The organism is Aquitalea aquatica (assembly GCF_013911085.1).
Lineage (GTDB): Bacteria > Pseudomonadota > Gammaproteobacteria > Burkholderiales > Chromobacteriaceae > Aquitalea > Aquitalea aquatica.
Genome location: NZ_JACERN010000039.1, coordinates 145953 through 170440 on the forward strand (window position 1 = coordinate 145953; position 24488 = coordinate 170440).

The following is a 24488-nucleotide window of genomic DNA, read 5'->3' on the forward strand; positions in this document are numbered from 1 at the left end:
GTGCTGCTCTGGCTAGCTGAATTGCTGGGTTCTCATATCCGGACCTTTAACGTTGTGTTCTACGTCACCCTGCGGGCGGTGATGGCGGCGCTGACTTCGCTGACCATCTCGCTGCTGATGGGGCCGTGGGTGATCCGCAAGCTGACCGAACTGAAAGTCGGCCAGGCGGTGCGCAATGATGGCCCGCAAACCCATCTGGTCAAGGCCGGTACCCCGACCATGGGCGGTTCGCTGATCCTGCTGTCCATCACCATTACCACCCTGCTGTGGGCCGACCTGTCCAACAAATACGTCTGGCTGCTGCTGGCGGTGATGCTGGGAACCGGGGCGCTGGGCTTTTACGACGACTGGCGCAAGGTGGTGTACAAGGACCCGAAAGGGGTGTCGGCCAAGTTCAAGATGGCCTGGCAATCCACCATTGCCATTGCTGCCGGGGTGTTCCTGATTGCAACCGCCAAGCTGCCGGCCTCCACCGAATTCATCGTGCCCTTCTTCAAGACCGTGGCCTACCCGCTGGGCGTGGTGGGCTTCTGCGTGCTGACCTATCTGGTGATTGTCGGCACCTCGAATGCGGTCAACCTGACCGATGGTCTGGACGGTCTGGCAGCGCTGCCGGTGGTGATGGTGGCCTCCGGCCTGTCCATCTTTGCCTATGTGGCCGGTCACGTGGTGTTCTCCCGCTACCTGGGCCTGCCCTTCATTCCCGGCGCGCATGAGGTCGTGGTGTTCTGCGCTGCCATCTGCGGGGCCTGTCTGGGCTTCCTGTGGTTCAACGCCTATCCGGCCCAGGTATTCATGGGTGATGTGGGTGCGCTGGCACTGGGTGCGGCGCTGGGTACCGTGGCGGTAATCGTGCGCCAGGAAATCGTGCTGTTCATCATGGGCGGTCTGTTCGTGATGGAAGCGCTGTCGGTGATGATCCAGGTGACCTCGTTCAAGCTCACCGGCAAGCGCGTGTTCCGCATGGCACCGCTGCATCACCACTACGAATTGAAGGGCTGGAAGGAAACCCAGGTGGTGGTGCGTTTCTGGATTGTCACCATGATGCTGGTGCTGGCTGGCCTGGCTTCGTTGAAATTGCGTTAAGGATAAGGGCTCATGGACTTTGCTGATCGACACATCGCGGTAGTGGGGCTGGGAGGCTCGGGGCTGGCTGCCGCGCGCTATCTGGCTGCCCACGGCGCACGCGTGGTGGTGGCCGATAGCAAGCCCGCGCCGGAGCGCGTGGCCGAATTGCAGCGCCATGTGCCGGACGCCGAACTGCGCGTCGGTGCCTTTGATGCCAGCACTTTTGCGGGTGTCGACATGCTGGTGCTCAGCCCCGGCGTGCCGCTGAAAACCCCGGCCATTGACGCCTTCCGCCGTGCCGGTGGTGAAGTGGTGGGCGATGTGGAACTGCTGGCCCGCGCCATCAAGGGTAATGGCAGCAAGGTCATCGCCATCACCGGCTCCAATGGCAAGACCACGGTCACCAGTCTGGTCGGCCATCTGTGCCAGCAAGCGGGGCTGGATACCATCGTGGCCGGTAATATCGGCCTGGCGGTGCTGGAGGCCCTGCTGGAGCGCGAACAGTCTGGCCAGCAGCCCGATGTTTGGGTTCTGGAATTGTCCAGCTTCCAACTGGAAACCACGTACAGCCTGGAGGCGGATGCCGCCACCGTGCTGAATATTTCCGAAGACCACCTGGATCGCTACCACGATCTGCTGGACTACGCCCACGCCAAGACCGCCGTGTTCAATGGTCTGGGTGTGCAGGTGCTGAACCGCGACGACATTCTGGCCCCGGCCATGGTGCGTCCCGGCCATCAGGTGAAGTGGTTCTCGCTCAAGCAGCCGATGGAATACAGCCTCACTCAGCAGGATGGCCAATACTGGCTGAGCGCGCAGGGCGAGGCTGTGCTGCTGCAAGCCAAGCTGCAACTGCAAGGCCTGCACAATGCCGCCAACGCCTTGGCGGCGCTGGCCTTGTGCGACAGCATCGGTCTTGAGCGTGCCGCTCTGTTACAAGGCTTGCAAAGCTTCCAGGGCCTGGCCCACCGCGTGGAGCTGGTGGACGAATTTGACGGCATCGCCTGGATTGACGATTCCAAGGGCACCAATGTCGGAGCCACCGAAGCCGCGCTCAATGGCATGACCCGCAAGGTGGTGCTGATTGCCGGTGGAGATGGCAAGGGCCAGGATTTCAGCCCGCTGGCTCCGGCCTGCCAGCGCATCGCCCGCGCGGTGTTGCTGATTGGCCGCGATGCCGGCCGTATCCGTGCCGCACTGGCCGACAGCGGCGTTGCCCTGTACGACTACGCCACGCTGGAAGAGGCCACCCGCGCTGCGGCCGCGCTTGCCCAGCCGGGTGATGTGGTGCTGCTGTCGCCGGCCTGTGCCAGCCTGGACATGTTCCGCAACTATGCCCATCGCGCCCAGGTGTTCATTGATACCGTGGCAGAAATCAAGGCCGCAGCGGTCGGAAAGGGGCAGCCATGATCGTGCACTCGGCGCGCCGCTACACCGCCATCAAACCTTTTGACGAGGCACTGGCCTGGGCGCTGGCCCTGCTGTTGTCCATCAGCCTGGTGATGGTGTACTCAGCGTCGATTGCCTATGCCGAGGCCGATGCTGCCACGCAGAATCGTTATTTCTATCTGATCCGCCACGTCATCTTCATGGTGATCGGCCTCAGCGCTTCTTACATCCTGTTCCAGGTACCCACCCGTATCTGGCAAAAGTACGCCGGCAAACTGTTCCTGCTGGGCATCGTGCTGCTGGTGCTGGTGCTGGTTCCCGGCATTGGCCGGGTGGTGAATGGTTCGCGCCGCTGGATCAACCTGTTCGTGCTCAATCTGCAGCCGTCGGAAATCATGAAGTTCGCCACGGTGATTTATGCCGCTGACTACACCGTGCGCAAGACACACAAGCTGCACAGCCTGAAAGAAGGTTTTGCGCCGATGTTTGCCGCCATGGTGGCGGTGGCCTTCCTGCTACTGCGCGAGCCGGACTTTGGCGCGCTGATGGTGGTGATGTCCATCGCCATGGGCGTGCTGTTCCTCGGCGGCATCAATATGCGCATCTTCTCCGGGTTGGCGGTGATGGCGGCGGTGGCCATCGTGCTGCTGATCATCTCCTCGCCCTATCGCCTGAAGCGGGTGCTGGGCTTTATGGACCCGTGGGACGACCCCTATGGGAAGGGCTATCAGCTGTCGCACTCGCTGATCGCCATCGGTCGGGGAGAGTGGTATGGCGTGGGGCTGGGTTCCAGTATTGAAAAGCTGTTCTACCTGCCCGAGGCCCACACCGACTTCATCATGGCGGTGATTTCGGAAGAATTCGGCTTTGCTGGCATCTGCGTGGTGATCGGCCTATATGCCTGGATCGTGCGCCGTGCGTTTCACATCGGCGTGGAATCGAAAAAGCTGGAGCGCTTCTTCCAGGCGCTGGTGGCGCAGGGGCTGGGCATCTGGCTGGGCATCCAGGTGTTTTTCAACATCGGCGTGAACATGGGCTTGCTGCCCACCAAGGGCCTGACCCTGCCGCTGATGTCGTTTGGGGGCTCGGCCATGTTGATGAATCTGGTGGCGATGGCCGTGCTGCTGCGGGTGGATTATGAGAACCGCCGCATCATGCGCGGTTACAAGGTTTGATGAAGATGACGAATAGAACGGTCATGGTAATGGCAGCTGGTACGGGTGGACACATCGTCCCCGGCCTCGCCGTGGCCAAAGAGCTGCAACAGCGCGGCTGGAAAGTGGTTTGGCTGGGTACCGAGCGCGGTATGGAAAACAAGCTGGTACCACCCACCGGCATTCCGCTGGAGCGGCTGGCGTTTCATGGCGTGCGTGGTAAGGGCTTGATCGGCTCACTCAAGGGCGTGCTGCAACTGTGCGGCGCTTTTGTGCGCTCAGCACAGCTGTTGTTTCGCCATCGTCCGGACGTGGTGCTGGGCATGGGCGGCTATGTCTGCCTGCCGGGCGGGGTAATGAGCGGCCTGCTGTGGAAACCGCTGGTGCTGGTGAATGCCGATGCCAGCCTGCTCTTGAGCAACAAGGCACTGCTGCCGTTTGCCCGCAAGCTGGTGTGCGGTTTTGATGGCAGTGCAGCCAAGAGCGGGGCCAAGGCGCTGGTGACCGGTAATCCGGTGCGCCGTGAAATCGAAGCCCTGCCGGCACCGGCACAGCGCATGGCCGGGCGCAGCGGTCCGCTGCGCGTGCTGGTGGTGGGCGGCAGCCTGGGGGCGCGGGTACTGAACCAGACCCTGCCGCAAGCGCTGGCGCTGCTGCCGGCAGCACAGCGTCCGGTGCTGACCCACCAGACTGGCGAAGCGAATTTTGCCGAGGTACAGGCGGCCTATCGTGCTGCCGGGCTGGATCAGCATGTGACGCTGTTGCCGTTTATTGATGACATGCCGAGCCGGCTGGCTGATTGCGACCTGATCATCTGCCGCGCCGGGGCCATCACGGTGAGCGAGTTGTGCGCCGCTGGTGTGGCCAGCATTCTGGTGCCGCTGGTGGTCTCCACCACCGCGCATCAACGCGACAACGCCAGCTGGATGGCGCAGGAAGGCGCGGCGATTCATCTGCCGCAAAGCGAATTGACAGCACAAAAGCTGGCAGACGTGCTGGCTGGTCTTGACCGGCCCCGTCTGCTGGAACTTGCCAGCCATGCCCATGCATTGGCCCGGCCCGGTGCAGCCGCCCGGGTGGCCGATCTGTGCCAGGCACTGGCAGATGAACAGTAATACGGCAGCGACAAGCGGCCAGAAGCAACGAGAAAGAACATGAAACACAGGGTCAAACACATTCACTTCGTCGGCATCGGTGGTGTCGGCATGTGCGGCATTGCCGAGGTTCTGTTGAACCTGGGTTACAGCGTGTCCGGTTCGGACATGGCTGATGGCGCCGCCACCCAGCGCCTGGCCGCGCAGGGCGCACGCGTGTTCTTTGGCCATGACGCCACCTATATGGAAGGTGCCGATGTGGTGGTGACCTCCACTGCGGTGAAGGCTGACAACCCGGAAGTGCTGTGCGCGCGTGAACGCCGTATTCCGGTAATCCCGCGCGCCATGATGCTGGCCGAGCTGATGCGCTTCAAGCAGGGCATCGCCATTGCCGGCACCCATGGCAAGACCACCACCACCAGCCTGACGGCCTCGGTGCTGGCGGCAGCCGGGCTGGACCCGACTTTCGTCATCGGCGGCAAGCTGACTGCAGCGGGTACCAACGCCAAGCTGGGCTCGGGTGAGTTCCTGGTGGCCGAAGCGGATGAGTCGGACGCGTCCTTCCTGCACCTGACGCCGGTGATGGCGGTGATCACCAATATCGACGCCGACCACATGGACACCTACGACCACAGCTTCGACAAGCTCAAACAGGCTTTTGTCGATTTCCTGCATCGCCTGCCGTTTTATGGCCGGGCCGTGCTGTGTGTGGACGACCCGAATGTGCGCGAGATTCGCAGCCGCATCACCAAGCCGGTGACCACCTATGGCCTGGACGATTCGGCCGACATCTATGCCGAAAACGTAGTGGCCGCCAGCGGCCAGATGCATTTCGATGTGGTGGTCAACAACGGCCAACGCCAGACCTTCCCGGTGGTGCTGAACCTGCCGGGCCGTCACAACGTGCTGAACGCCTTGTCGGCCATTGCCATCGGTCTGGAGTGTGGCGCGGACATTCCGTCCATCCAGCGTGGTCTGGCCGAATTTGCCGGCGTGGGCCGTCGCTTCCAGCGTTATGGCGAAGTGGCCCTGCCGGCTGGTGGCAGCTTCACCCTGGTGGACGACTACGGCCATCACCCGGTGGAAATGGCCGCCACGCTGTCTGCCGTGCGCGGTGCTTTCCCGGACAAGCGACTGGTGCTGGCCTTCCAGCCGCACCGTTACAGCCGTACCCGCGATCTGTTTGAAGACTTCGTCAAGGTATTGAACGGGGTCGATGCGCTGTTGCTGTCTGAAGTCTATGCCGCTGGCGAAGCGCCCATCGTGGCTGCCGATGGCCGTGCACTGGCACGTGCCGTGCGCGTGTCGGGCAAGGTGGAGCCGCTGTTTGTCGAGCAGATTGCCGATATGCCGCGCACCATCATGGACATCGCCCGCGATGGCGATGTGGTGATCACCATGGGTGCCGGTTCCATTGGCGCGGTGCCAGGCAAGCTGGTGGCGGGCAAGCTGTAAGTAGCAGGCGAATTTTGGCGGGAGGGGACAGACCCTCCCAGTAAGGAAGAGCAATGAAGCAGTACGGCAAAGTGGCAGTGATGATGGGCGGCAGCTCCGCCGAGCGGGAAATCTCGCTGATGAGCGGCAATGGTGTACTCAGCGCCTTGCGTTCGCGCGGGGTGGACGCCCACGCCTTCGACCCGGCTGACAAACCGCTGTCGGCGCTGAAGGACGAAGGCTTCGAGCGCGTGTTCATCATCCTGCACGGTCCGTTTGGCGAAGACGGCACGCTGCAGGGCGCACTGGAAACCCTGGGCATTCCGTATACCGGCTGTGGGGTGATGGCATCGGCCATCTGCATGGACAAATGGCGCACCAAGCTGCTGTGGCGCGGTGCCGGGCTGCCGATTCCGGAATTCGAGCTGCTGGACGAGAACAGCGACTTCGCCGCCGTGGAAGCACGACTGGGCCTGCCGCTGTTTGTGAAGCCGGCCACCGAAGGCTCCAGCATTGGCGTGACCAAGGTAAAACAGCCGGGCGAACTGCAAGCCGCGTTTGAGGAAGCCCGCAAGTACGACCCGCTGGTATTGGCCGAGCGCTTTGTCGGTGGTGGTGAATACACCTGTGCCGTGATAGATGGCCAGGCTTATCCCACGATCAAGATCGAGCCGGCTACCGAGTATTACGATTATCAGGCCAAGTATTTCCGTGACGACACGGTCTACCGCTGCCCGTCCGGCTTGAGCGAAGAAGTGGAACAGCGCGCCCGTGCACTGTGCCTGCAGGCCTTCCGCGTGCTGGGTGGCCAGGGTTGGGGCCGGGTGGATTTCCTGATGGATGAGGATGGTGGCATCTATCTGCTGGAAGTGAATACCAACCCGGGCATGACCAGCCACAGCCTGGTGCCAATGGCTGCGCGTGCCCAGGGCATCAGCTATGAGGACCTCTGCCTGAACGTGCTGGATATGGTGCATGTGGGATAACCATCAGCTGCTGAAAGGCCTGGCCAATTTCCTGCTGGGCGCCTCGCTGCTGATGCTGATGTATGCAGGTGGATTCTGGGTGACGCATGCACCGGTGTTTCCGGTGAAGAAGATCCAGATCCAGGGACAGATGAAAAGGGTGACACCGGAGCAGCTGCGCTTCATTGCCGAACATGAGCTGACCGGGACTTTCTTCACGCTGGACATCGACAAGACGCGGGCGGCATTCGGCAAGCTGCCCTGGGTGCGGGATGCCCAGGTGCGCCGGCGCTGGCCGGATGCGCTGGAAATTGCAGTGGAAGAACATGTGGCGCTGGCGCGCTGGGGTGAAAACGGGCTGGTAGACAGCCACGGTGATCGCTTCGATGCCGCCAGTGATCAGCAACTGCCGGTGTTTTACGGCCCGGCAGGCGCAGAAAAGGACATGACAGCCATGCTGGCGCGTTTGCGCCAGGGCCTGAAACCGACGGGGCTGGCCCCCAAGGACATCTGGCTGTCGCCACGCCGTGCCTGGCAGGTCGGGCTGGATAACGACATCAAGCTGGATCTGGGTCGTGGCGACGTGGATTTGCGGGTGGAGCGATTCGCCCAGTACTGGAAAGACAAGCTGGCAGCGCTGCCGTACCACATCGATTACGTGGATATGCGCTACCCCAATGGATTTGCCGTGCGGATGCCTGATTACAAGGCCCCGCCGGCTCAAGTGAAAAAGTAATACCAAGCTGGAGCGACAGGTGAGCAAACCTAAGGAAAGCAAGAACATGCTGGTCGGCCTGGACATCGGCACATCCAAGATCGTGGCGATTGTCGCGGAAGTTCTGGATGACGGCCAGCTCAACATCATCGGCATGGGCCAGACCCCGTCTCGCGGTCTGAAGCGCGGCATGGTGGTGAACATCGAATCCACGGTGCAGGCCATCCAGCGTGCATTGGAGGAGGCCGAGCTGATGGCCGACTGCAAGATTCACGAGGTGTTTGCCGGCATTGCAGGCAGCCACATCAAGAGCATCAATTCGCACGGCATGGTGGCCATCAAGGACCGTGAAGTCATGCAGATGGACATCGAGCGCGTGATTGAGACTGCCCGCGCCGTCACCATCCCGCCGGACCATCAGGTGCTGCACATCCTCACCCAGGAATACAGCATCGACGGCCAGGAAGGCGTGCGCGAGCCGCTGGGCATGAGCGGTGTGCGGCTGGAAGCCAAGGTGCACATCGTCAGCGGTGCCGTGTCTGCCGCGCAGAACGTCACCAAGTGCGTGCGCCGCTGCGGGCTGGAAGTATCCGACCTGGTATTGCAGCCGATGGCCTCGGCCATTGCCGTGCTGTCGGAAGACGAAAAGGAACTGGGCGTGTGCCTGATCGATATCGGTGGCGGTACTACTGATATCGCGGTGTATGCCAATGGTGCCATCCGCCATACCGCGGTGATTCCGATTGCCGGTGACCAGATCACCAACGACATCGCCATGGCGCTGCGTACCCCGACCAAGGAAGCCGAAGACATCAAGATCCAGCACGCAGTCGCGCTGGTGACCATGGCCGATCCGGGCCAGATGATCGAAGTGCCGGGCGTGGGCGAGCGCGGTCCGCGTCAGATGTCGCGCGCCACCCTGGCCGAAGTGGTGGAACCTCGGGTGGAAGAACTCTTCCAGCTGGTACAGCAGGAGCTGCGCCGCAGCGGCTTCGAAGACCTGCTGTCCTCCGGCATCGTGCTGACCGGTGGTGCCAGCCTGATGCCGGGCATGGTGGAACTGGCCGAAGAGGTATTCCACATGCCGGTACGCGTGGGAGTGCCCAAGTATGTAGGCGGCCTGGCCGAAGTGGTGAAGACCCCGCGCTTCTCTACCGGTGTCGGTCTGTTGTTGTACGGTAAGGACCAGATCCAGACCCATAGCGGCCCCAAAGTGGAAAGCGCTGGTGTCGGCCATCTGTTCGGCCGCATGAAGGCCTGGTTCGCCGGGAATTTTTAAGCCCGGGCGGCCGGGTGGCCGCCGGGGTGATGTGTTTTATCGGGCAGCAGTAAATATCGGAAATGCAAGCTCATCTTAAACTTGAGGAGAGGCAAATGAGCGGAATGGTTTTTGAAGTAATGCAAGAGACCGCCAACGCGGCCGTGATCAAAGTCATCGGCGTGGGTGGCGGTGGTTGCAATGCCATCGACAACATGATCAGCAGTCATGTGCATGGTGTGGAGTTCATCTGCGCCAATACCGATGCGCAATCCCTGCAGCGCAACAAGTCGCCGCAGAAACTGCAACTGGGCAACAACCTGACCCGTGGTCTGGGTGCCGGTGCCAACCCCGAAGTGGGCCGCAGCGCAGCACTGGAAGACCGCGAACGCATCGCCGATGCCCTGCGTGGCGCCAATATGGTGTTCGTGACCGCCGGCATGGGCGGTGGCACCGGTACTGGTGCCGCACCGGTGGTGGCCGAAGTGGCCAAGGAACTGGGCATCCTGACCGTGGGTGTGGTCACCCGTCCGTTCGACCACGAAGGCAAGCGCCTGAAAGTGGCACAGAGCGGCATCGAAGACCTGAAAAAGCATGTCGATTCGCTGATCGTCATCCCCAACGAAAAGCTGATGGAAGTGCTGGGCGACGATGTCACCATGCGTGAAGCCTTCCGCGCCGCCGATGACGTGCTCAAGGGCGCAGTGGCCGGTATTGCCGAAGTGATTACCTGCCCCGGCCTGATCAACGTCGACTTTGCCGACGTGCGCACCGTGATGTGCGAAATGGGCCTGGCCATGATGGGTTCGGCTTACGCCTCTGGTATCGACCGTGCCCGCGTGGCTGCCGAGCAGGCCGTGGCCAGCCCGCTGCTGGACAACATCACCTTGGAAGGTGCCCGTGGCGTACTGGTGAACATTTCCACCGCACCGGGTTGCCTGAAGATGAGCGAATACCGCGAAATCATGGGCATCATCCGTCAGTACGCCGACGAAGATGCCCAGATCAAGTTCGGTACCGCCGAAGTGGAAGACATGCCGGAAGACACCATCCGTGTCACCCTGATCGCCACTGGCCTGGGTCAGCAAAAGCCGGTACGCGAAGAGCGTCCGGAATACATCAAGATCGTCAAGACCGGCACCGACGACCGTGCCGTCGAAGTGATCAACTACGACGATTTCGATACCCCGGCCATCATGCGTCAGGGCCGTCGCCGCGCGGTGCCGTCCACCGACTTCTCCAACCCGGAAGTCAGCGACAGCTACGATATTCCGGCCTTCCTGCGCAAGCAGGCCGATTGAGAAAGGCTACTCTGGTAAAATAGTTAAAAACTATTTATCTGTGACAAGCAATCAATAAAGCATGGCGCAAGCCTGTGCTAAAATCGGGTTTTCCCGATTGCCTGAAAGCTTCACATGATATTCCAGCGCACGCTGAAACAAGCGATCAGCGCCACAGGTGTCGGCTTGCATTCTGGCGAGCGGGTGAAACTCACCCTGCTGCCGGCAGCACCCGACACCGGCATCGTCTTTCGCCGCACCGACTTGCCCGAGTCGGAGGATGTGAAAGCCGAGCCTGCGCTCGTCAACGACACGCGCCTCTCCTCCACGCTGGTGACCGCCACCGGCGTGCGTGTCGGCACGATCGAGCATTTGATGTCGGCCTTTGCCGGCTTTGGCATCGACAACCTCATTGTCGAGGTGACGGCAGCGGAAATGCCCATCATGGATGGTTCCGCTGCCCCTTTCATTTATCTGCTGCAAAGTGCCGGGGTGGTCGAGCAGACTGCACCCAAGCGCTTCATCCGCGTCAAGCAGCCAGTGGAAATCGTTGAAGGGGACAAATGGGTCAAGCTGGAGCCGATGGATGGCTTCAAGATCACCCTGTCCATCGAGTTCAACCATCCCGCTTTCAATCTGGCCCCGCAAAAGGTCACCATCGATTTCGCCAGCAGCTCTTATCTGGACGAAATCAGCCGCGCCCGCACCTTCGGTTTCATGCACGAAGTGGAATACATGCGCCAGCACGGACTGGGGCTGGGTGGTAGCCTGGACAACGCCATCGTCATCGATGACGAATACGTGCTGAATCCGGAAGGCCTGCGTTTTCCCGACGAATTCGTGCGCCACAAGATTCTGGATGCCATTGGCGACCTGTACATCGTCGGCCACCCGCTGATTGCCACCTTCTCCGGCCATAAATCCGGCCATGCGCTCAATAACAAATTGCTGCGCAAGCTGCTGGATACGCCGGACGCCTGGGAATACGTCAGCTTTACCGACCCGCTGGACGCTCCGTCCAGCTTCCATCGCCTGCCCGAGGTGGTGTAGGCATGCTGGCGCTGTGGCGGCTGTGGGCCATTGTCATGATTCTGGCTTTTGGCTGGTCCGCCATCAGCTATGCCCTTACCCGCAACCCGCGCTATCTCATGCTGAGCCAGTGCCTGTGCAAGTGGACTGGCGGCCTGGGTCTGCTCATCACCCTCTTCTGGCTAATTGGCAAACTGATCCGCTAGCGGCACACTGCCAGCCTTTTTCAGCTAGCCGTACGCGGCAGCATCTTGCTGGAGGTTTTCATGTCCGGATTGACCCATTTCGACGCCAGCGGCCAGGCCCATATGGTGGATGTTGGTGACAAGCAGATCAGCCGCCGCCGCGCCGTGGCACAAGGCAGCATTCAGATGCAGCCCGCCACCCTGGCACTGATTCGTGATGGCAATCATAAAAAGGGCGACGTGCTGGGCATTGCCCGCATCGCCGCCATCATGGCCTCCAAACGTACCGCCGACCTGATCCCGCTGTGCCACCCCATTGCTTTAACCCGGGTTGCCGTGGAGTTTGCGCTGGATGAAGCTAGCAGCAGCGTCGGTATTACCGTTACCGCCGAATGCAGCGGCCAGACCGGGGTGGAGATGGAGGCACTTACCGCGGCCAGCGTTGGCTTACTGACCATCTACGATATGTGCAAGGCCGTTGATCGTGGCATGGTGATTTCCGCCGTGCAGCTGCAGGAAAAAGAAGGCGGCAAGAGCGGTCACTGGCAGCGGGAAGGCTGACTACCGCTCATGCTTTAATCGTGTAGCTCGGTGAGCTGTACCTGCTCCGGGCGCGCCTCACGGCTGATCAGGATCACCGCCGCCAGAATCAGCCCCCCGCCCAGTGCCTGGCTCCAGCCCAGCTGTTCTCCCAACAGCAGCCAGGCTAGCAGGATGGTGACTACTGGCTCAGCGGTGGAGATCAGCGAGGCCTGGGTGGCCCCGGTGCCGGCCAGGCCGGACAGGAATAGTGCCAGTGCGGCGACAGTGCCGAAGCAGGCAATACCCAATATTGCCAGCCAGCCGTGCAGGCTGGCCGGGCCGTGAAATCCTGAGATGCCCAGATAGACGCCATAGCAAGTAGCAGCGGAAAACACCACCACGCAAGCCGAAGTCAGCGGATCGCAGCCAGCGGTATAACGGCTCCCTGCCAGGATATACAGGGAATAGATCACGGCAGACGCCAGTCCCAGTAGCAGGCCCAGCGGCTGGGCCGACAACTCCAGGCCAATGGTGATGGCCAGACCGGCCAGCGCCAGCAGCAGGGTGAGCAGACGGCGTGCGCTGAAACGCTCACCCAGCAACAGCGTGGACAAGACCAGCACGATGGCGGGGAACAGGTAGAGCAGCAGTGCGATGGTGCCGGCACTGGCGTAGTGCAGGCCAGAGAAATAGCAGGCCGCCATGCCGGCATAACCCAGGCTGCCCATGGCCATCAGCACCAGCAGGGCGCGTCCGCGTGGCCAAGGTAGCTTTTTCCAGACTACCCATGGCAAGAGCAACAGCCCGGCAAGGAAAAAGCGCAGGAACAGCAGGCTGGCGGTGGATGTGCCGTCGGCATAGGCAAAGCGGGCCAGGATGGCCATGCTGCCAAAGCCGATGGCGGAGAGCAGAATCTTGAATTGCGCCAAGGTCTGGGCGCGCGGCAGGGCGGAGGGGCTGGAGGACACGATACGGCCAAAAGGCAGGTGAAAGCCTTATTGATACCGTAATTTCACCTGCTTGTCATGGCACTTGCACCTGACTGGTGCAAAACAGCGTGAACAGGGGGGGATGATCTGGCCCTTACTGTCCACGCTGGGCCTGATCTAGCGCCAGGGTGCGGCGCGCAACAGCTTGCTGGCTTGCTCGGCGGATTTTGGTGCGGTTTTCTCCACGCACAGGTCTTCGCGCAGGGCACGGCGGGCCTTGTCATCGTAGGCAATCTTGCGCCAGTCGGCGCGCATCGATTCTATCCAGCGCTTGTTGATGCTGTCGCCAAAGGCATAGCTGCGATACGTACCTTCGCTGCACTGTATGCCTTCCACGCTGAGATTTTCCGCACCGGATGGGCTTTGCACACGCAGAATCAGCCGTACCACGCCATCTTCACCCACGGTCATGCTCTTGCTGTCGGCAAAGTATTTGTTACTGATTTCCGGGCCAACATAAAAGCCGATCCAGTCCGGCACAGCCGGATAGGCCGGAATGCTGAACTGGCCTTCGCTCCACGGCTGGACTTCGTCCATCGCGTAATTGGTATTGTTGAAGCCTTTGTTGTATTCGCTGGCCTGGGCGCTCAGCGCCAGCAGCAGTCCGGCCAGTGCCAGACCATATCGGGACAATTTCAAGCACGTCTCCTGCTTCAAAGCTTGGCCGGGTGTTGTACCTGCCCCGGCCGGATGGTGTAACGGCGGCGGCCGGCTTCGCGGCCGGCCAGCCCCCAGGAAAGTTCGGACAAGCTTACATCACCCCGTGCTGATACGTTCAGCAGCATGGAGGCGCGGGTACCGTAGTCACGTCCCTGAATGAACACGGGCGACAGGGTTTTTTCCAGTGCCAGCCCCACCCCGGTATTGGGTAGCTGGCCCGGGCCGGCCTGAGTGGCATCGGCCAGCCAGGCAAAGGCTTCTGCTTCACTGGGGGCCTGACGCAGGCCGCGCAGATGCTCGGCCAGCCGTTCGCTCTTGAACCAGGGTGTATCCAGCGTGGCATTGGACAGGGTGTGTACCCCGGGCGTGACACGGGCGATGCGGGCGCCCCGGCTGTGGAAGTGGAACAGGTCATCCACCTGACCGTAGAGCAGATTGAACGGGGCGTAGTGCTGATGGTTGTCGCGTAGCCAGTCGGCAAAGGTGAAGGAATCGTCCTCACCGGTGACGAAACGCTGCACCAGCTCACCGCGCGAACGCTCACCACTTTTGCCATAGCCTTCGCGAAAATTGGTCAGCGCGGCAAAGCGGCCACGGCCATCCACCATCAGCCAGCTGCCACCGGCCTGCAGATCTCGGCCACCCAGAGTGTCGGTATGGCCTTCCCACCAGTCCAGCGTCGCCGTGGGGCGGGCATAGTATTCGTCACGGTTGGCCAGCAAAACCAGCTGGCCCAGGCCGGGCATTTTGTAGGCAAAGGCAATCACGCACATGACGGGTGTCCCGAATTTTGGGGGGCTTGACGAGTGACGTACACTAAGCGGATACAGAGCCGGTAGAATACCGCCTCCAATTGGCATTGTAACGTAAGACTGAGCGAAATCCCCCATGACTCCCGACCGCCTGATTGACCTGTCCGGCCTGAACTGCCCCTTGCCCATCCTGCGCGCCAAGAAGGCGCTCGCCGACATGGAAAGCGGCACCGTGCTGGAAGTGATTGCCACCGACCCCGGTGCGCCCAAGGATTTCGAGGCATTCTGCCGCCAGACCGGCAATGCCCTGCTCGAATCCGCCACCACTGCAGACGGCAAGTTCCGCATGGTGTTGCGCCGCAAATGATGTGGGCGGCGGCGCACCCTGCCGGTGGCCGCCTGCCTGTCCTGATATCGATAGTCCAGAGATAGAGCGAAACCGCATGCAGACCCTTACCCTCATCCGTCCCGACGACTGGCACCTGCACCTGCGCGATGGCGCAGCGCTGGCTGCCGTACTGCCTGATACCGCGCGCCAGATGGGCCGCGCCATCATCATGCCCAATCTGAAGCCGCCGGTGACTACGGTGGAAGCTGCTGCGGCCTACCGTGAACGCATTCTGGCAGCCTTGCCGGCTGGTAGCCGTTTCGAGCCGCTGATGACGCTCTACCTCACCGACAACACCAGTGCCGAGGAAGTGTACAAGGCGCGTGCCACTGGTTTCGTGCATGGCATCAAGCTGTATCCCGCCGGTGCCACCACCAATTCCGACTTCGGCGTCAGCAGCATTGATAAAGCCATGCCGGCGCTGGAAGCCATGGCCGAGTGCGGCATGCCGCTGCTGGTACATGGTGAAGTAACCGATCCGGCCATCGATATTTTCGACCGCGAAGCGGTATTCATCGAGCAGGTATTCCAACCGCTGCTGGCCCGCCTGCCGTCGCTGCGCGTGGTGTTCGAACACATCACCACCAAGGATGCCGCCGAGTATGTGGCCAGTGCCCCGGCCAATATCGCGGCCACCATCACCGCGCATCACCTGCTGATGAACCGCAATGCCATCTTCGTTGGCGGCATCCGCCCGCATCACTATTGCCTGCCGGTACTCAAGCGCGAACTGCATCGCCAGGCGCTGGTCGCGGCGGCGACTTCCGGCTCGGCCAAGTTCTTCCTCGGCACCGACAGTGCCCCGCATGCGCGCCACGCCAAGGAGGCCGCCTGTGGCTGCGCCGGCATGTATACCGCCAATGCCGCCATCGAACTGTATGCCGAAGCCTTTGAGGCCGCCGGGGCGCTCGACCAGCTGCAAGCCTTTGCCAGCCTGAACGGCCCGGCTTTCTATGGTCTGGACCCCAATGCCGACACCATCACCTTGGTGAAGGAAAGTTGGACGGTACCTGCCGCGCTGCCGTATGACGGTGACAGCCTGGTGCCGTTGCGAGCTGGTGAAGCCATCCACTGGCGTTTGCAAGACTGAACGCGTCTGCCGGCCATATGCCGGCGCCGTTGATGAAAGCTCCCCGCGCGGGAGCTTTTTTTATGGATTTCACGGCTGGTATTGTCTGGCAATCCAACGCCATGTCGCTGGCTGGCTGAGGTTGGTCATGTCATGCCACTTGGGTGGAGCGCCTTTATTGGTGGGCAATCTGGTCGGATTTCACTTTTGGGCATACTGATATTTAGTCTCAGTAATCCGCTGATTAATATGCTGCCGGCCTGTGTGGGAAAATGAAAGTACCTGCTGGCTGCAAATGTGCCGACTAAATCAGCCTATGTATGCAAGATAATAATACCTGCCAATATAATTACTCATGGCAGGGGCGGTAAATGTTGTACTTATGGCGGGAATCCTGTGAAAAATTGCTGGTGAAAGCGTTAACGTCGTTGAAATGACACGGGTTTTGCAAAACGCTTGTCATATTGTTCTGAATCGCACTTGAAGAATTTAAAAACGCTGGCGCATAATGGCCCGGCCCGTTTCGGACACTTAATCGGGAAAAGTTCCGAACATAATTCGGATAAAAGAATTTGCGCACCCGCAATAAGCGGGGCTCTACAGAACAGGAGAATAGGCGAATGTCACACAATAAATCGCTGCGCGTGGCCGCGGCAGCTGTAGCCCTGGCACTGGCCGGTACGACCGGTTTCGCCATGGCCGCCCAGGTACCGGCAGGCGTCAAGCTGGCCGCCAAGCAAGAGCTGACCCGCAACACCGGTTCCGAGCCGGAATCACTGGATCCGGTACTGGCCGAATCCGTACCGGCCAACACCATTACTGCCGACCTGTTTGAAGGCCTCACCGCCACCGACAGCTTTGGCAAGGTAATGCCGGGCGTGGCCGAGTCGTGGAAGCAAACCAGCCCCACCACCTGGGTATTCAAGCTGCGCAAGAATGCCAAGTGGTCGGATGGCTCCGCCGTGACCGCGAGCGATTTCGTGTATGGCTGGCAACGTTTTGTCGAGCCCAAGACCGCCTCTCCCTATGCCTCCACCTATGGCATCTTCATCCAGAACGGCAAGGAAATCACCGAAGGCAAGAAGCCGGCTTCCTCACTGGGCGTGAAGGCTGTGGACAAATACACGCTGGAAGTACAAACCCCGTACCCGGTACCGTTCATGCCCTCGCTGGTAGCCAACACCCAGCTGGCTCCGCTGCCCAAGGCCACCATCGACAAGTTTGGCAAGGACTGGACCAAGCCGGGCAAGATGGTTTCCAACGGCGCATTCGCGCTGAAGGACTGGCAGGTCAACAGCAAGATCGTGGTGGAAAAGAACGCCCAGTACTGGGATCTGAAGAACGTGCAGCTGGCCAAGATCACCTATCTGCCAATCGAAGACCACAATGCCGACGTGAAGCTGTATGAGTCCGGCGAAAACGACTGGGTGCTGGAACTGCCGTCCGGCACCTACGACAAGTACAAGGCCCAGTACCCCAAGGAAATCCGCAATGCGCCTTTCCTCGGCCTGCGTTACTACTCGCTGAACAACAAGGACCCGCTGCTGAAGGACGTGCGCGTGCGCAAGGCGCTGTCCATGGTGCTGGACCGTGACATCCTGGCCAAGAAAGTGACCGCCGACGGTCAGTCCCCGGCTTACAGCGCCATCGTTACCGGCACTGCCGGCGCCGATGTCACCAGCTATGACTGGGTCAAATGGCCGATGGCCAAGCGGGTGGAAGAGGCCAAGAAGCTGCTGGCCGAGGCTGGCGTGAAGCCCGGTACCAAGCTGAAGTTTGCCTACAACACCAGTGACTACCACAAGAAGATGGCCATCTTTGCCGCTTCCGAATGGAAATCCAAGCTGGGCCTGAATACCGAGCTGGAAAGCCTGGAATTCAAGGTGCTGCTGAAGAAGCGCCATGACGCCGACTACCAGATCGCCCGGAATGGCTGGAATGCCGACTACAACGACGCCACCACCTTCCTGGCGCTGGTGCAGTGTGACAACGACCAGAACGACAACAAGAACTGCAATGCCAAGGCCGAAGCGCTGATCAAGCAGGGTAGCGATACCACCGATCAGGCCAAGCGCAAGCAACTGTTCACCCAGGCAGTGAAGATGATCATGGATGACTATCCGATGATTCCGCTGCTGCAATACACCGCACCGCGTCTGGTGAAGTCCTATGTGGGTGGCTACGGCAAGAACCCGATGGACCGCTACCGTGGCAAGGACCTCTACATCATTCAGCACTAAGCCTGAAGAAACGATGCAAGAGGCGGGGGCTGCGGCCCCCGGTTGAACAGAGGCCGGATGTCCGCCAGACGGACATCCGGCTTGTGATGTAGAGCATCATGTCGGAGCGCTTTGCCGTGCAGCCATGTTCACAAGACATGTACTGTGCTGGCGAACGACCCCGGCTGGAGTATCCCCATGTGGTCCTATACTTTCCGACGCGTGCTGGCCACCATTCCTACGCTGCTGGCCGTCATTACCGTTTGCTATCTGTTGCTGCACCTGACGCCGGGCGGCCCCTTTGACGGGGAACGCAAGGTATCGGCAGCGGTGCTGGCCAATCTGCAGGCCAAGTACCATCTCGATCTGCCCTTGTGGCAGCAATACCTGTATTACATCAAGAGCCTGCTGCAGGGTGATCTGGGGGCTTCCTTCCGCTATGCCGACTGGAGCGTGAACGATCTGGTGGGCAAAGCCTTGCCGGTATCGGCGGCCATCGGCGGCGGTGCCATCGTCATTTCACTGTTCATCGGTGTGGCATTGGGCATTGTGGCGGCTCTGCGCCAGAACAGCCTGATCGATTATCTGGTGATGCTGCTGGGCAATATCGGCGGTGCGTTCCCGTCCTTTGTGCTGGGCCCGGTGCTGGTGATGGTATTTGCCATCGGCCTGGAATGGCTGCCGGCTGGTGGCTGGGATGACTTCGCCCTGCGTTACATGGTGTTGCCGATGGCGCTGTTGGTGTTCATCAACATCTCCACCATTGGCCGCGTGATGCGCGGCAGCATGATCGAGGTGCTGGGTAGCAACTTCATCCGTACCGCCCGCGCCAAGGGTCTGCCGATGCGCACCATCGTACTGCGCCATGCGCTCAAGCCGGCGCTGATGCCGGTGGTGTCGGTAATCGGCCCGCTGGCCATTTCCTCGATTACCGCTGCGGTGGTCACCGAAACCGTGTTCGGTCTGCCGGGCCTGGGCAAGCTCATCGTCAATGGCGCCGCCAACCGCGACTACACCCTGGTATTGGGGCTGGTGGTGCTGGTGACGGTGATTACCGTTGTTCTCAACCTGCTCGTGGATCTGGCCTATGCGCTGCTGGACCCGAAGATTCGCTACTGAGCGGGAGCAAAAATCATGATGCAAAGCAAACAGAAAGCCATGACGGCGGCGCTGGACAATAGCCTCGCCGATGCCGCCGTGGAAGGCCGCAGCCTGTGGCGTGACGCACGCGTACGTTTTTTCCGTAACAAGGCCGCCGTGCTCAGCCTGATCGTGCTGGCACTGATCACCCTGGCCTGTATTTTCGGGCCGATGGTGTTGCCGCACACCTATGAAGACACCGACTGGGACGCCATGGGCATTGCCCCGACGCTGGCCAATACCCACTGGTTCGGCACCGATGCGCTGGGCCGCGACCTGCTGGTGCGCTGCCTGATCGGCGGGCGCATTTCGCTGATGGTGGGCGCGCTGGCTACCATCGCCTCGGTGGCGCTGGGCATTGTCTGGGGTGCCACTGCCGGCTTCATGGGCGGCAAGGTCGATTCGCTGATGATGCGCATCGTCGACATGATGTATGCCGTGCCCTACCTGCTGATCGCCATCCTGATGGTGACCCTGCTGGGCCGCGACTTCTACCTGGTGGTACTGACCATTACCGTGTTCTCGTGGATGGACATGGCACGGGTGGTGCGCGGGCAGACGCTGGCGATCAAGTCCAAGGAATATGTCGAGGCGGCGCACGCCATTGGCGTATCCACCCCCAAGATCATCTTCCGCCACATCGTGCCCAATCTGTTGGGCATCGTGGTGATCTACACCACCGTCACCGTGCCGGGCGTGATTCTGACCGAATCCGTGCTGTCCTTCCTGGGCCTGGGGGTGCAGGAGCCGATGACCAGCTGGGGTGTGCTGATTCAGGATGGTGCCGGCGTGATGGATGCCAGCCCGTGGATTCTGCTGTTCCCGGCCGGCCTGCTGTCGGTCACCTTGTACTGCGCCAACTATATCGGCGACGGCCTGCGCGATGCGCTCGATCCGAAAGATCGTTGAGGTAGCAACAGATGAGTCTATTGAAAGTAAGTAATCTGGGTGTGCAGTTCCAGACCAACGACGGCGTGGTCAGTGCTGTCAACGGCGTCAGCTTCGAGCTGGAAAAGGGCCAGACTCTGGGCATCGTTGGTGAATCCGGTTCGGGTAAGAGCCAGACCGTGCTGGCCATGATGGGTCTGTTGGCCAAGAACGGCAAAACCACCGGTGAGGCGCTGTACCAGGGCAAAAACCTGCTGGCGATGAGCCCGGCCGAGCTCAACCGCATCCGTGGCGACCGGCTGGCGATGATCTTCCAGGACCCGATGACCTCGCTCAACCCCTATCTGACGGTAGAACGCCAGATGACCGAGGTACTGGAGCTGCACAAGGGCATCAGCCGCCGTGGCGCGAAAAAGCGCGCCATCGAGCTGCTGGACGCAGTGCGCATTCCGGAAGCAGCGCGCCGCATCAATATGTATCCGCACGAATTCTCCGGTGGCATGCGCCAGCGGGTGATGATTGCCATGGCCCTGCTGTGCGAACCGGAAGTGCTGATCGCCGATGAACCCACCACCGCGCTGGACGTGACGGTGCAGGCGCAGATCCTCACCCTGCTCAAAGAGCTGCAGCGTGATTTCGGTACCTCCATCGTGATGATTACCCACGATCTGGGGGTAGTGGCCGGCCTTTGCGAAAAAGTGATGGTGATGTACGGTGGCCGCGCCATGGAGTATGGCAGCGCCGACAATATCTTCTATCAGCCCAGCCACCCCTACACCATCGGCCTGCTCGGCGCCTTGCCGCGACTGGACCACGATGGCAGCGAGCTGGTGAGCATTCCCGGCAACCCGCCCAATATGGCCAGAATGCCCAAGGGCTGCCCGTTCTCCGAGCGTTGCACCCACGCCAGCAGCCGCTGTGCTGATGAACTGCCGGCGCTGGCAGCCAGCAGTGTGAATCCGCAGGTGCTGCGCGCCTGTCACAAGCCGGCAGATGAATTGCAGCAGGCAGCACAGGAGGTGGCCCATGTCTGAACAAGCCAAGCAGCCGATTCTGTCGGTACGCGATGTCAAAGTGCACTTCCAGGTGAAAGGCGACGGCGCCTGGCCGTGGAGCGCCAAACGCACGCTTAAGGCGGTGGACGGGGTCAGTTTCGATCTGTACGCCGGCGAAACCCTGGGCGTGGTGGGTGAGTCCGGCTGTGGCAAGTCCACCCTGTCGCGCGCCATCCTCAACCTGATTCCGGCCACGGCGGGCGAGATCGTCTGGATGGGCAAGGACCTGACCCGTGGCACGGCCAAGGACTGGCACGCGGTGCGCAAGGACATCCAGATGATCTTCCAGGATCCACTGGCCTCGCTCAACCCGCGCATGACGGTGGCGCAGATCATTGGTGAGCCGCTGCGGGTACACAAGCCGGAGCTGTCAGAAGCCGAAGTGATGAAGCGGGTGCGCGCGATGATGGCACGGGTGGGCCTGCGCGAGCAGATGATCAACCGTTATCCGCACGAATTTTCCGGCGGTCAATGCCAGCGCATCGGCATTGCCCGTGCGCTGATTCTGGAACCCAAGCTGATTATCTGCGACGAGCCGGTGTCAGCACTGGACGTGTCCATCCAGGCGCAGATCATCAATCTGCTGAAAGAGCTGCAGCGCGAAATGGGGCTGGCGCTGATCTTCATCGCCCATGATCTGGCGGTGGTCAAGCATATTTCCGACCGCATCCTGGTGATGTATCTGGGCCGCGAAATGGAACTGGCGCAAAAGCATGCCTTGTACGATGCGCCTGCCCACCCATACACCCGCGCGCTGTTGTCGGCCATTCCCATTCCCGATCCGAAGCTGGAAAAGAACAAGGTCATCCAGATTCTGCAGGGTGATCTGCCGAGCCCGATCAACCCGCCTTCCGGCTGCGTGTTCCGTACCCGCTGCCCGCAGGCCGAGGCGCGTTGCGGCACCGAGAAAATCCAGCTGCGCCAGATCAGCGAGCAAAGCCAGAGTTCTTGCCTGTTGGCCTGATTAGCCGGTTGTGCCAAGCAAAAGCCCTGCATTGATATGCAGGGCTTTTTATTGCTTGTTATCCCAGTGTTAACCAAGTGGGCTGTTGTTTCACGAAAAATTACGCTAGCATGTTAGCGCTTTTTAAAAAAACAGGATTTCGTGATGAAAAAATTGCACCTCGCTCTAGTATTGGCATTGTCCCTGTCTGGCGCCGCCCAGGCTTTCGATCTGAACGGCATGCTCAGCTCCGGCAGCGACCTGCTCAAGGCCGCTACCCTGAGTGATGCTGACGTGAAGAGCCTGGCCGCTGAATCCAGCGTGGCCATGGACAAGAAAAACAAGGTCGCCGCTCCCTCCAGCACCTATGGCAAGCGCCTGGCCAAGATCGTCAAGGGTCTGGATAGCGAAGACGGCACCAAGCTGAACTTCAAGGTCTATCAGACCAAGGAAGTGAACGCCTTTGCCATGGCAGATGGCACCGTGCGCGTTTACAGCGGCCTGCTGGACAAGATGGATGACGACCAGGTGCGTTTCGTGATCGGCCATGAAATCGGCCACGTGAAGCTGGGTCACACCAAGAAAGCCATGCAGCTGGCTTACTCCGCCTCTGCGGCGCGCAAGGCTGCCGGTAGCAGCGGCAACAGCACTGCCGCTGCCCTGAGCGAGTCTGACCTGGGCAATTTCGCCGAAGCCATCGTCAACGCCCAGTTCTCGCAATCGCAAGAAAGCGATGCCGACGCCTATGGCGTGGGCTTCCTCAAGCGCCACAACTACAATGTGCAAGGCGCACCGTCCGCCCTGCGCAAGCTGGCCGAGCTGTACGGCAACGACAGCAGCATGCTGGCCAGCCACCCGGCTCCGGGCGAGCGCGCCACCAAGGTGGAAAAGCTGATCGCCAACTGATCGGTTTCTGCCTGTCGCAAAAAAGGCCTCCGTGTGGAGGCCTTTTTGTTTGCCAGTACGGCTTAGCGCTTTTTCGCCGGCTTGGCCAGTTGTTTAAGTGCATGCGACACCGCTACCAGCCCAAAGCTGGCGGTGACAACCATGCCGGCACCGAAGCCGGCGCAGGACAGGCCCTGCGGACCACGGCTGCTGTCGGCATCGCAGCTTTGCGTGTCGGGGTAGACCAGCTGTTCGGTGGAGAACACGCAGGGAACCTGCAGCTTTTTGCCGGCATCGCGCGGGAAACCATGGTAACGGCGCAGGTTGTAGCGCAGCTTGGACAATAGCGGGTCGTAAGTGACCTCGCCCAGATCTGCCAGCTGGATCTTGGTCGGGTCCATCTGGCCACCAGCACCGCCAGACACGATAAACGGCTGACGACGACGCACGCACCAGGCAGCCATGGCGGTTTTGACCCGCAGATTGTCGATGCAGTCGATGATGAAATCGAAGTCCTGGCCCAGCATGGTATCCAGATTGTCTTCGGTGACGAAATCCTCGATTTCCTGCACCACGCAGGCCGGATTGATGGCATGCACGCGTTCGGCCAGCGCCGTCACCTTGGCCATGCCGTAATGCGGGTCCAGCGCCGGCAGCTGGCGATTGGTGTTGGATTCGGCAATATTGTCCAGATCGATCAGCGTCAGGCGGCCGATGGCGCTGCGTGCCAGTGCTTCCACCGCCCAGGAACCCACCCCACCCACACCCACCACACAGACATGTGCCTGCTGGAAACGGTTCAGCGCCTCTGCGCCGTACAGGCGGGCAATACCGCCAAAGCGGCGTTCAAGATCAGCATCGTGCGACATCGGGGTATCCGGTACGGAAAAACGGCCAAGCATAACCAAGCGCGGGCTGACTGACCAGTGCTGTGACTGAAAACGGCTGCGGCCAGTCTGCAACAGCGGGCAGTTACTCACTGAGAACAAGCAGCTGATTTATTGGAACTTTCCCTGCGCTTGCCTATCCTTGTCTGTGGGTCCGTCAAGAATGCACACCGGCATTCCTCTGAGCCGGGCCTGCCTCCGTGATCTCAAGGGAGTCTCCCATGAAGCTACCGAGTTTCGATATCGACCTGGACAAGCATTACAACGCCACCGTCGTCATCGCCTGCGTGCAGTGCGGCCATGAAAACCGCCATCATCTGAAAGCCCTGTCCCCCGACCATACCCTGCGCTGCCAGTGCGGCAGCGATATCTCGATGAACAGCACGGCCATGCTGGCTGCTCAACGCCGTGTCAGCGAACTGAAGCAGGCATATCGAATACCCTGATGGAGTGATCCCCACAATCTGCGTACTGCCCCCGGCAACCCGTTTGCTGGCACAATCAGGCAGGGCCTGATTCA

25 protein-coding genes are annotated in these 24488 nt (G+C 60.8%); 21 read left to right on the forward strand and 4 right to left on the reverse strand.

Annotation, left to right across the window (positions count from 1 at the left end; translation table 11 throughout):
• The 12 genes from mraY (at position 1) to moaC (ending at position 12132) form a co-directional block, all read left to right on the forward strand.
• Positions 1 to 1086: a phospho-N-acetylmuramoyl-pentapeptide-transferase gene (gene mraY, locus H2Z84_RS15510; RefSeq protein ID WP_103522968.1), complete on the forward strand. Its 1086-nt coding sequence runs from the start codon at positions 1 to 3 to the stop codon at positions 1084 to 1086.
• Between the two features lie 12 nt (positions 1087 to 1098).
• A complete protein-coding gene (gene murD, locus H2Z84_RS15515; protein ID WP_181836781.1) occupies positions 1099 to 2478 on the forward strand; it encodes a UDP-N-acetylmuramoyl-L-alanine--D-glutamate ligase in 1380 nt (459 codons plus the stop codon).
• Positions 2475 to 3632, forward strand: coding sequence for a putative lipid II flippase FtsW (gene ftsW, locus H2Z84_RS15520; protein WP_124645246.1), 1158 nt, complete (start codon positions 2475 to 2477; stop codon positions 3630 to 3632). Before murD ends, ftsW begins: the two co-directional genes overlap by 4 nt.
• Positions 3633 to 3637: 5 nt before the next feature.
• Positions 3638 to 4726: an undecaprenyldiphospho-muramoylpentapeptide beta-N-acetylglucosaminyltransferase gene (gene murG / locus H2Z84_RS15525; RefSeq protein ID WP_181836782.1), complete on the forward strand. Its 1089-nt coding sequence runs from the start codon at positions 3638 to 3640 to the stop codon at positions 4724 to 4726.
• A gap of 39 nt (positions 4727 to 4765) precedes the next feature.
• Entirely contained in the window at positions 4766 to 6160 is a 1395-nt protein-coding gene (gene murC, locus H2Z84_RS15530; RefSeq protein ID WP_103522971.1) for a UDP-N-acetylmuramate--L-alanine ligase, read from the forward strand.
• A gap of 53 nt (positions 6161 to 6213) precedes the next feature.
• Positions 6214 to 7125, forward strand: a complete 912-nt coding sequence (locus H2Z84_RS15535; RefSeq protein ID WP_103522972.1) for a D-alanine--D-alanine ligase — start codon at positions 6214 to 6216, stop codon at positions 7123 to 7125.
• A complete protein-coding gene (locus H2Z84_RS15540; RefSeq protein WP_059285654.1) occupies positions 7115 to 7840 on the forward strand; it encodes a cell division protein FtsQ/DivIB in 726 nt (241 codons plus the stop codon). Before H2Z84_RS15535 ends, H2Z84_RS15540 begins: the two co-directional genes overlap by 11 nt.
• A 46-nt stretch (positions 7841 to 7886) precedes the next feature.
• Positions 7887 to 9098: a cell division protein FtsA gene (gene ftsA, locus H2Z84_RS15545; protein WP_220272880.1), complete on the forward strand. Its 1212-nt coding sequence runs from the start codon at positions 7887 to 7889 to the stop codon at positions 9096 to 9098.
• Between the two features lie 95 nt (positions 9099 to 9193).
• Positions 9194 to 10378 carry a cell division protein FtsZ gene (gene ftsZ, locus H2Z84_RS15550; RefSeq protein ID WP_181836783.1) on the forward strand — a complete coding sequence of 395 codons (1185 nt, stop codon included), beginning with the start codon at positions 9194 to 9196 and terminating at the stop codon, positions 10376 to 10378.
• Positions 10379 to 10495: 117 nt separating this feature from the next.
• Entirely contained in the window at positions 10496 to 11407 is a 912-nt protein-coding gene (lpxC, locus tag H2Z84_RS15555; protein WP_181836972.1) for a UDP-3-O-acyl-N-acetylglucosamine deacetylase, read from the forward strand.
• Positions 11408 to 11409: 2 nt separating this feature from the next.
• Complete coding sequence (locus tag H2Z84_RS15560; protein WP_181836784.1) at positions 11410 to 11592, forward strand: hypothetical protein; 183 nt, start codon at positions 11410 to 11412, stop codon at positions 11590 to 11592.
• Positions 11593 to 11652: 60 nt separating this feature from the next.
• Positions 11653 to 12132 (forward strand): cyclic pyranopterin monophosphate synthase MoaC, encoded by a 480-nt coding sequence (gene moaC / locus H2Z84_RS15565; RefSeq protein WP_181836785.1) that lies wholly within the window; start codon positions 11653 to 11655, stop codon positions 12130 to 12132.
• A 14-nt stretch (positions 12133 to 12146) separates the two neighbouring features.
• Here the strand turns inward: moaC and H2Z84_RS15570 are convergent, their stop codons facing one another.
• From H2Z84_RS15570 to H2Z84_RS15580, 3 genes are all read right to left on the reverse strand, one after another.
• Complete coding sequence (locus tag H2Z84_RS15570; RefSeq protein ID WP_309545486.1) at positions 12147 to 13061, reverse strand: DMT family transporter; 915 nt, start codon at positions 13059 to 13061, stop codon at positions 12147 to 12149.
• Positions 13062 to 13199: 138 nt separating this feature from the next.
• The gene (locus H2Z84_RS15575; protein ID WP_181836786.1) at positions 13200 to 13721 is read right to left on the reverse strand and encodes a CNP1-like family protein; all 522 of its coding nucleotides are present in this window, start codon (positions 13719 to 13721) and stop codon (positions 13200 to 13202) included.
• A gap of 14 nt (positions 13722 to 13735) precedes the next feature.
• Positions 13736 to 14515 carry an NRDE family protein gene (locus tag H2Z84_RS15580; protein ID WP_181836787.1) on the reverse strand — a complete coding sequence of 260 codons (780 nt, stop codon included), beginning with the start codon at positions 14513 to 14515 and terminating at the stop codon, positions 13736 to 13738.
• A 115-nt stretch (positions 14516 to 14630) separates the two neighbouring features.
• Here H2Z84_RS15580 and H2Z84_RS15585 point away from each other — a divergent pair, with 115 nt between their 5' ends.
• The 8 genes from H2Z84_RS15585 to H2Z84_RS15620 all read left to right on the forward strand — a co-directional run bounded on the left by H2Z84_RS15585 (position 14631) and on the right by H2Z84_RS15620 (position 23102).
• Positions 14631 to 14861 carry a sulfurtransferase TusA family protein gene (locus tag H2Z84_RS15585; RefSeq protein WP_181836788.1) on the forward strand — a complete coding sequence of 77 codons (231 nt, stop codon included), beginning with the start codon at positions 14631 to 14633 and terminating at the stop codon, positions 14859 to 14861.
• Positions 14862 to 14937: 76 nt separating this feature from the next.
• Positions 14938 to 15972 (forward strand): dihydroorotase, encoded by a 1035-nt coding sequence (gene pyrC / locus H2Z84_RS15590; protein WP_181836789.1) that lies wholly within the window; start codon positions 14938 to 14940, stop codon positions 15970 to 15972.
• A 599-nt stretch (positions 15973 to 16571) separates the two neighbouring features.
• Entirely contained in the window at positions 16572 to 18191 is a 1620-nt protein-coding gene (locus H2Z84_RS15595) for a peptide ABC transporter substrate-binding protein (RefSeq protein WP_181836790.1), read from the forward strand.
• 177 nt (positions 18192 to 18368) lie between these two features.
• Positions 18369 to 19289: an oligopeptide ABC transporter permease OppB gene (gene oppB / locus H2Z84_RS15600; RefSeq protein WP_181836791.1), complete on the forward strand. Its 921-nt coding sequence runs from the start codon at positions 18369 to 18371 to the stop codon at positions 19287 to 19289.
• Between the two features lie 15 nt (positions 19290 to 19304).
• Positions 19305 to 20219, forward strand: a complete 915-nt coding sequence (locus H2Z84_RS15605; protein ID WP_181836792.1) for an ABC transporter permease subunit — start codon at positions 19305 to 19307, stop codon at positions 20217 to 20219.
• An 11-nt stretch (positions 20220 to 20230) separates the two neighbouring features.
• Positions 20231 to 21232 (forward strand): oligopeptide/dipeptide ABC transporter ATP-binding protein, encoded by a 1002-nt coding sequence (locus tag H2Z84_RS15610; protein ID WP_181836793.1) that lies wholly within the window; start codon positions 20231 to 20233, stop codon positions 21230 to 21232.
• A complete protein-coding gene (oppF, locus tag H2Z84_RS15615; protein ID WP_181836794.1) occupies positions 21225 to 22217 on the forward strand; it encodes a murein tripeptide/oligopeptide ABC transporter ATP binding protein OppF in 993 nt (330 codons plus the stop codon). Before H2Z84_RS15610 ends, oppF begins: the two co-directional genes overlap by 8 nt.
• A 144-nt stretch (positions 22218 to 22361) precedes the next feature.
• Positions 22362 to 23102, forward strand: coding sequence for a M48 family metallopeptidase (locus H2Z84_RS15620; RefSeq protein WP_181836795.1), 741 nt, complete (start codon positions 22362 to 22364; stop codon positions 23100 to 23102).
• Positions 23103 to 23164: 62 nt separating this feature from the next.
• On the opposite strand, the gene tcdA is transcribed toward H2Z84_RS15620, so the two are convergent.
• Positions 23165 to 23950 (reverse strand): tRNA cyclic N6-threonylcarbamoyladenosine(37) synthase TcdA, encoded by a 786-nt coding sequence (gene tcdA, locus H2Z84_RS15625; protein ID WP_181836796.1) that lies wholly within the window; start codon positions 23948 to 23950, stop codon positions 23165 to 23167.
• A gap of 239 nt (positions 23951 to 24189) precedes the next feature.
• On the opposite strand from tcdA, the gene H2Z84_RS15630 reads away from it, so the two are divergent.
• Complete coding sequence (locus H2Z84_RS15630) at positions 24190 to 24414, forward strand: hypothetical protein (protein ID WP_103522987.1); 225 nt, start codon at positions 24190 to 24192, stop codon at positions 24412 to 24414.
• Positions 24415 to 24488 lie beyond the last annotated feature (74 nt).

Coding starts and splice junctions, on each gene's coding strand:
- H2Z84_RS15580 (WP_181836787.1), bottom strand. CDS start 14,515: ATGTGCGTGATTGCCTTTGCCTACAAAATGCCCGGCCTGGGCCAGCTG.
- H2Z84_RS15585 (WP_181836788.1), top strand. CDS start 14,631: ATGACTCCCGACCGCCTGATTGACCTGTCCGGCCTGAACTGCCCCTTG.
- ftsZ (WP_181836783.1), top strand. CDS start 9,194: ATGAGCGGAATGGTTTTTGAAGTAATGCAAGAGACCGCCAACGCGGCC.
- H2Z84_RS15535 (WP_103522972.1), top strand. CDS start 6,214: ATGAAGCAGTACGGCAAAGTGGCAGTGATGATGGGCGGCAGCTCCGCC.
- H2Z84_RS15610 (WP_181836793.1), top strand. CDS start 20,231: ATGAGTCTATTGAAAGTAAGTAATCTGGGTGTGCAGTTCCAGACCAAC.
- murG (WP_181836782.1), top strand. CDS start 3,638: ATGACGAATAGAACGGTCATGGTAATGGCAGCTGGTACGGGTGGACAC.
- ftsW (WP_124645246.1), top strand. CDS start 2,475: ATGATCGTGCACTCGGCGCGCCGCTACACCGCCATCAAACCTTTTGAC.
- murD (WP_181836781.1), top strand. CDS start 1,099: ATGGACTTTGCTGATCGACACATCGCGGTAGTGGGGCTGGGAGGCTCG.
- ftsA (WP_220272880.1), top strand. CDS start 7,887: ATGCTGGTCGGCCTGGACATCGGCACATCCAAGATCGTGGCGATTGTC.
- oppB (WP_181836791.1), top strand. CDS start 18,369: ATGTGGTCCTATACTTTCCGACGCGTGCTGGCCACCATTCCTACGCTG.
- oppF (WP_181836794.1), top strand. CDS start 21,225: ATGTCTGAACAAGCCAAGCAGCCGATTCTGTCGGTACGCGATGTCAAA.
- H2Z84_RS15560 (WP_181836784.1), top strand. CDS start 11,410: ATGCTGGCGCTGTGGCGGCTGTGGGCCATTGTCATGATTCTGGCTTTT.
- H2Z84_RS15620 (WP_181836795.1), top strand. CDS start 22,362: ATGAAAAAATTGCACCTCGCTCTAGTATTGGCATTGTCCCTGTCTGGC.
- murC (WP_103522971.1), top strand. CDS start 4,766: ATGAAACACAGGGTCAAACACATTCACTTCGTCGGCATCGGTGGTGTC.
- H2Z84_RS15630 (WP_103522987.1), top strand. CDS start 24,190: ATGAAGCTACCGAGTTTCGATATCGACCTGGACAAGCATTACAACGCC.
- H2Z84_RS15540 (WP_059285654.1), top strand. CDS start 7,115: ATGTGGGATAACCATCAGCTGCTGAAAGGCCTGGCCAATTTCCTGCTG.
- moaC (WP_181836785.1), top strand. CDS start 11,653: ATGTCCGGATTGACCCATTTCGACGCCAGCGGCCAGGCCCATATGGTG.
- H2Z84_RS15595 (WP_181836790.1), top strand. CDS start 16,572: ATGTCACACAATAAATCGCTGCGCGTGGCCGCGGCAGCTGTAGCCCTG.
- H2Z84_RS15605 (WP_181836792.1), top strand. CDS start 19,305: ATGATGCAAAGCAAACAGAAAGCCATGACGGCGGCGCTGGACAATAGC.
- pyrC (WP_181836789.1), top strand. CDS start 14,938: ATGCAGACCCTTACCCTCATCCGTCCCGACGACTGGCACCTGCACCTG.
- tcdA (WP_181836796.1), bottom strand. CDS start 23,950: ATGTCGCACGATGCTGATCTTGAACGCCGCTTTGGCGGTATTGCCCGC.